The 6,595-nt window shown below is 66.3% G+C and carries 5 protein-coding genes; all 5 read right to left on the bottom strand.

Annotation, left to right across the window (positions count from 1 at the left end; translation table 11 throughout):
• Nucleotides 1-655: 655 nt before the first annotated feature.
• Nucleotides 656-2,008 carry an EVE domain-containing protein gene (locus ABZW30_RS41135; protein WP_355676431.1) on the bottom strand — a complete coding sequence of 451 codons (1,353 nt, stop codon included), beginning with the start codon at nt 2,006-2,008 and terminating at the stop codon, nt 656-658.
• 444 nt (nt 2,009-2,452) lie between these two features.
• Entirely contained in the window at nt 2,453-2,851 is a 399-nt protein-coding gene (locus ABZW30_RS41130; RefSeq protein WP_355676430.1) for a transposase, read from the bottom strand.
• Nucleotides 2,852-3,111: 260 nt separating this feature from the next.
• Nucleotides 3,112-4,581 carry a group II intron reverse transcriptase/maturase gene (gene ltrA, locus ABZW30_RS41125; RefSeq protein WP_355676429.1) on the bottom strand — a complete coding sequence of 490 codons (1,470 nt, stop codon included), beginning with the start codon at nt 4,579-4,581 and terminating at the stop codon, nt 3,112-3,114.
• Between the two features lie 501 nt (nt 4,582-5,082).
• Nucleotides 5,083-5,691: a winged helix-turn-helix domain-containing protein gene (locus ABZW30_RS41120; RefSeq protein WP_355676428.1), complete on the bottom strand. Its 609-nt coding sequence runs from the start codon at nt 5,689-5,691 to the stop codon at nt 5,083-5,085.
• A 76-nt stretch (nt 5,692-5,767) separates the two neighbouring features.
• A complete protein-coding gene (locus ABZW30_RS41115) occupies nt 5,768-6,310 on the bottom strand; it encodes a hypothetical protein (protein WP_355676427.1) in 543 nt (180 codons plus the stop codon).
• Nucleotides 6,311-6,595 lie beyond the last annotated feature (285 nt).

Below are 6,595 nucleotides of genomic sequence, written 5' to 3'. Positions count from 1 at the left end.
TGGACACACGCCCCCGCCGGCACCTCACGCCCGTTCCCGCAGGTCACAACCACAATCCGTCATGATCGTGTGCCCGCCGACTGTCGAACTCGGGGTGTGCAGAGCGGCATGGTGCTGGTCACCGGCGACACCGCGTGCGGGAAGTCCCGCCGACGAGTCCGACGACGAAGAGCGCCGCGCGCTCCTCAACCGGGCGGCCGACGCCGGCGAGCCGGACGCGATGTTCCTGGTGATGCTCGACCTTGAAGACACGGGACACCCGCGGCAGGCGAGAGCCCTCCGGCGCCGCCTGGCCGCCTGTGGCGACCCCTTGACCACCGAGCTCCTCGCCGCCTACAGCCCGCCCCGGCGACCGTGGCATGCTGACCCGCGCCCGGCCAGCCGTCTGGGCACCGCCTGTGCGTGCTGCAGGGACCGGGCCATTGCCGGAGCCTGGTGACCGCACGACGCCGGAACGGCGACGGGACCAAACTACCTGTCAGGGGTCCTGCTGGATTGCTCCAGCAGGACCCTGTCGTCTGTGTCGAGGTGGCGGGATTTCAACAGTCCCCGGGCATCTGCGGTCGTCCACTGAGGTACGAGGCCGTTGTAGCGCAGTTAGGCACGGAGCGTGAGGGCACCAGGTAGCTCGCCACAGCTAATGACATGCGGCTTGCTATTCCCACACCTTGGCATCTTCACCAGGCCAGGCGAGCACTACCCCGGCCCGTTCGCAGATGCCCAACCAGCGCTCTTCCAGCGGTGTGCGTTCCAGCCATAGAACTCCACGAACCTGCGTCGCCCGCGCACTGAGTTGGTCTACATAGTCAAGCAACTGGCCTATTCCAGTTCGCAGTTGATGAGACTCATTCTCAGGTCGCAAGGACTTCACCTCGGTCACCGTCAGCGTGTCCCCGTCATGCCATGCGATGTCAAAGGCTGGGTCAGCTGGAGTCGGCGACAACGGCTCCATGCCACGAGCACGAACCTGCTCGGCAAGCTGGTTCTGAAGTTGCCGGTGCTTGGTGAGGTTCCGACCCATCAGTGCTGGGTCCGGAGCGCTTGGGGTAGCCGGCGCCGGAACCGTGGTCTCGTCCTCGACCCGATAGGCACTGCCCACGGGCACGCCGGGGGCAGTTACTGCGGCTCCCACCCGGATCAGATGGAAGTGGATGACCTTTCGTTCTGGCCCGCCGTTTGTGGACTTGGCACGCCCCCATGAGTACGGCTCTTGGGGATCGAGGATCCACTCACCCGCGTAGCGGACCGTGCCGCGACTGCCGATGAAGAGGCGAAGACTCCGTCCGTCCTTAAGGTGGTCTCGGATAGCCTTGTTGCCTTTGGTGAAGACCTGATCGCCGGTCTGTCCTTCACCTGTGTAGCGGAAGTGGTCGTCAGACTCCCAAACGTCGTCATAGCCGTGCTGTTCGCCTGTGCTGGCGTCCGTGAAAAACAGGACGTTCCTTGACTGCACCGACGGGCTGATTCCTCCTTGGCGACTACCCCCGTAGCGGTCATGGAGTTCGACTCGGCGGATCTCCTCGCCGGGTTGGAGGTGCCACTCATCGTCTACCAGCATCCGACCGCCCAGCTCTACGGACACGGTTTGCGCAGCCCTGTCGGCCAGGGTCTCCCACTGTTCGTCCGTGAGACGATGGGGATTTCCAGCGAACGGCTGGGACAGGATCCCAGCATTGGCGAAGACTTCGTGATCCGTGAACCACGTCCGCGGGATCGGTGACTCAAGCCACTGGGTAACCCTCAGCGGCACAGCGTGCCGGGGCCCGGGTGACTCTGCCCAGTACTGATGGTCCGTTTCCTCGCCATCTTTCCAGAACGGTTCGCCCGTGAGCTCACCAAGCGCGACGACACCACCGTCTGGGCCGCTGATCCACAGTGCGAACTGATCGCCTTTGTGTATCTCATTCCGATAGCGCCGGACCGTCCACGAGTCCAGCTCACCACCGTCCGCTCGAAGGTCCTCAAGACGGAACCTAGCCGGGTTGCACACCAGCACCCACGCTGTCATAGCGCCCTCCCCTTCCCCCACTGCCGTAGAGCCACAGCGTAGCCACGTGGCAGAGGCGAGCCTGCCGACGGGCCCGGGCTCAGCGGTACCAGTGCGGATCGTCTCGCGGTCTCGCGGACGTCGGCATTGCCCGCGCGGATGCGGGCGGCGAGGTCGGCGGCTTGCTTGCGTTCAGCGGTGACGATGACGCCGCAGGCGCTGAGGTAGGAGGCAGCGACCGCAGCGGCGAAATGCTCGTTGCCGGATTCCAGGGCCGGAACGCGTATGAGTTGGTGCATCAGGGCCGCGGCGCGCTGGTGTACCTCGCCGTAGCACGCTGATCCAAGACCTCAGCCCCGTGCTCAATGTCGTCCAGCCTCACGGTCAGCTGCTTCACAGCGCACGAGCGCAGCCATATGTAGCGGCGCTACTGAATTTGAATTCGTGATGTCGGTCTGAGGGTGGTCAGCCGTCCATGATCAGGCCGGTGGCGGCGAGGCATGCGTCGATGAGGTGGGGTCGGTACTGGATCTGCTTCAGGCTGCGCTTGACGGCTCGGGCGAGCTGGTCGAGGTTGGCGGCGGCGAGGTTGCCGATGGTGCGCTTGACCAGCGACCAGATGCCCTCTTGCGGGTTGAGGTCCGGTGCGTACGAGGGGAGTTGGAAGACGGTCAGCCAGTCCTTGCTCGCCTCGATGAACTCCTGCATCGGCGGCATCAGGTGGGCACGCAGGTTGTCCCACACGAGCACGATCGGGCCGCCGAGCTGGATGTGCGCGCGGATGAGCAGGTCCCGGTAGTCCTGCCAGGTGAAGCCCTTCTTCTCGCCCTTGCGGCCCCGGTACACGTGGAAGCTGTACAGCATTCGGGAGCGCTAACCGGGTTTGTAGCAGCTCAGCCCTGCCATGGAGACCCGGCCGGCTCCCCGGCCGCGCACCCGCACGACCGGCGTGCAGCCGACTCTGCCCCAGGTCCTGGCACGCGGCGGCCTCATCGACTGCCCGGCCTCGTCGCTGAGTAGGCCCGGGGCGCGGTGCCGGGATTGCTCCCGGTCCGTTTCCCCGGACCTCTCGCCGAACCCGCCGTGCGCCTCTCGACGCAACGGGCTCTCCACGGTCTCTGCCGTCAGGTGGTTGCGGTGGCCCAGGGGCTGGGAATCGTGTTGCCGCGGTAGCGATACCGGGTGACCTGGATCGCGCTGATCTTCCGCAACTCGATCTCGCCCGCGCTGATCGGCATCCACCGCCCGGTGGGGGTGGTGAGCCGTTTGCGGACGTCCGACCAGTTCCAGTGATGCCGCTCTTGCAGCAGCCGGATGACCCGCCACCAGACGAGGTTGTCCAGGTTGCTGAAGGTGCGCTTCGCAACGGCATGCCGGAAGTAGTTGGCCCATCCGTGGGTGATCCTGTTCAGATTGATCAGTACCACGGCAAGGTCCTGCTGCGACGTTCTGTGGGTGAGGGTACGGATCTTCGCCTTCACCGACCGGAGGGGCCGGTCGGCGATGAAGGTGTAGACGTACCACTTGTCCGTTCCGCGCTTGCGGCGCCACTGGATGTGGAACCCCAGGAAGTCGAACCCCTCGCTCAGGTGCACCAGTTGGGTCTTGGCCTCCGAGAGCCGCAACCCCATTGGTGCGAGGACCTGGGCGATCTCCTCACGCAGCGCCTCGGTGTCCTGCCTGGTCCCTTTGACCAGGACGACGAAGTCGTCCGCGTAGCGGACCAGCCGCCACGAGGGCAGGCCCTTGGCGCTTCGCCGTTCGCGGCGACTGCTGGTGGACAGTTCCCCGTTCGGTTCCCATGCCCGGTGCAGGTGCTCATCGAGCGCCGACAGGGCGATGTTCGCCAGGAGCGGGGAGATGATGCCCCCTTGCGGCGTGCCGGTGAAGGTCTCCTGATGGTCCCCGAGCTCCGTGAGGAGACCGGACTTCAGGAACGCCTTCACCAGTGCCAGTACCCGCTTGTCCTTCATCCGTCTCCGGACCCGGTCCATCAGCGCGACGTGGTCGATCTCGTCGAAACACGCCGCGATGTCCGCGTCCAGCACCCACCGATAGCCGTGGGTGCCATAGAAGTGGATCTCGGCAATCGCGTCCTGCGCTCGCCGTTTGGGCCGGAACCCGTAGGAGACCGGCTTGAAGTCGGCCTCGAAGATCGGCTCCAGCACCAGCTTCAGCGCGGCCTGGACCACACGGTCGGCGATCACGGGAATCCCCAGCCGCCGAACCTTCCCCGACCCGCCCGGTTTGGGAATCCTGCGCTCCCGTACCGGTAGCGGACGGAACGTGCCCTGCCTGAGCTGGGCCCGTAGGTCGTCCAGGAATCCGGGGACCCCGAATCGTTCCTCGACGTCGGCGGCCGTCAGGCCATCCACGCCGGGAGTACGGGCTCCCCGGTTGCCGGCCACCCGGTCGAACGCCGCGATCAGCGTCGCCGGGTCGTGCACGAGGTTGAACAGATCATCGAACTGGCGGCCAGGATCGGCCGCCGCCCAACGGTGAAGCTTGGCCTGCATCTCCGATACCCGCTGGCGTGGACCCACCAGGTCCGCCTCCAGCAGAGCGCCGCTGTTCAGCGGTGCGTCTTTCGGCATTGCAGTCTCCTTCCCTTCTCGATACCGCTGCCGCCCTTCCCCATGTGCGCGGGCTCTCCCCGGCTCGGAGTACTACGACGGCTCCGCCCCACCCGGACCGTTCGGCGGTCGACGCGCCTATCCCCGGCCGGGCACTGGCCGTGCACGACTGGGGAGTTGAGAACGGGCGGCTCCCGTGTTCACTGTGATTCGCCCGTTGGAGTAGGAGCCCGACTGTGTCCCTGCGGCATCGCCACGAGTACGCCGTAGACCTTCCTCATGGCCTCCCGAACGGCTTCGAGATACCGGTCAAGGAGTTCCTCGCCGCCGCTGGGCAGCGAGTGCGCACCGCCTCCGGCCCAGATCCACCAGGTTCGAGCCGGTGTAGAGGTTAAGAGACGTAAAGACGCCGGTTCCTCGCGTACTCCTCTCCATCCCGCTCGCCGGGCCCGCACCATCTGGCAGTACTGGCACGTCCCGGCTTTGTCAGGGCCGCTCCCGCCCTCCCCAGCGTCACCCGGATCAGGCTGCCCTCAGCTCCACCTCCCTGCTACGACAGGTCAGCGGTGAAGGTCTCTCACCTCCACACGAATCACAGCGCCTCACGGCGCAACTCGAAGACCAGCCAGGCCCCGCGGGCCGCCGCGGTGCTTTTACCCGCGACCACGTCTCCTTCCTCCACAACTCGACAGCCGCGTCATCGCGCTCGATGGCCCGGCGAACCGGCTCCTGCCAGGACCAACCGTGGCGCCGCAGCAACACCCACGTCCCCTCCACCGTGTAGGAGACGTGGAACAGCCGGCCGATCAGCGTCTTCACCTGTGCCAGAGTCCACCGCTGGTCTTCCCAGCCGTGGGCCAGCGGACCACGCTCCAACTCCCGCTCCAGCCGCGCGATCTGGGCATCGGAGAGCTTGGGACGACCGGGTGAGCCCCTCGAGGCCACTCCTGCCGCACCGCCCTCGCGCCACTGCCGGCGCCAGCGCTCCACCGAACGCACGCTCACCCGCAGTGCCGCCGCGATGTCCCTGCTCCGGTCCCCGCTCTCGAAGCGTTCCACAGCCTGCCGCCGGATCCGCTCCCGCGCGGCCCTCTCCACGTCGGTCAAACCGCCGCCCTGCGCATACCTCACAGCACAGGGCTACCGACAGCATCTGCCGGCTGTCAGGCAAACGGCACCGACTCCACCCAATCAAGTTGATCACTTGTCACTCTCCGCGACGCCGCTTGTAGTACGCGTATGTCAAAGCCAGGAGAAGCGGGCCCCACAGAGTCAGCGGCAGTGTGGCCGTTGCCGCGAGGGTCTTCCACCAGCCGCTGGAGTACCCGACCATGTGGAACCCGCCGACGTTGAGGAAGCCGAACGGCAGCTGGTCCCACAGCACGATCAGACCCAGACCGCCCAAGGTGGCCGGGACGATCGCTGCGAGCGGTGGGATACGTCGGCCGCCGATGATCGGGATCCAGGAAGGAGCCACTTCGCCCCATCTGGCCACCAGGCCGAAGGAGAGGTAGGCGAGCCCCTCGGAGAGAACGCTGAGCCCGAAGACGTAGAGGATCACCCACCAGTGCCACGTCTTGTGGACTGCGTAGACCTGGCCCATCTCGTAGTCGAACGCGAACGGCAGGCGCCACAGGCACGACGGCAGGACGGCCAGGGGTATGACCTGGGCGGAGCGGATGGCCCACTTGGGGACCGGTCGCGCGGTGTCACCGACCGTCGGGGATGGATGAAACGTCTTGAATCGCATGGGCCGATCTTCCCCGCCCGGCCGGCGCCGGGGGTCGTCCTGAAGCAGTGTCTGATGGTCACCCCCGCGAGGGGTATCGAGTCCTCCGACGGGAGGATGGTCGCGGTTCCGGGCGGGTTTCGAGGGCAGGGATGGCCTGCTATTAGCCGGGCGAACGGCTGCTTCGCCGGCACCGGCCTTGCCCTGGAGACCTGATCGACATCACGCTTTTAAGTTCAGTATCAGTCTGGGAGGAACGCGCCCGATCAACGCACGGGCTGTACCAGAATCCGCGCCCGGGCGTGT

Origin of the sequence: Kitasatospora sp. NPDC004669, assembly GCF_040609455.1 — a bacterium.
Taxonomy (GTDB): Bacteria; Actinomycetota; Actinomycetes; order Streptomycetales; family Streptomycetaceae; genus Kitasatospora.
Note: the sequence above shows the minus strand (reverse complement) of the source record. Positions and strands in the feature narration are given on the sequence as shown.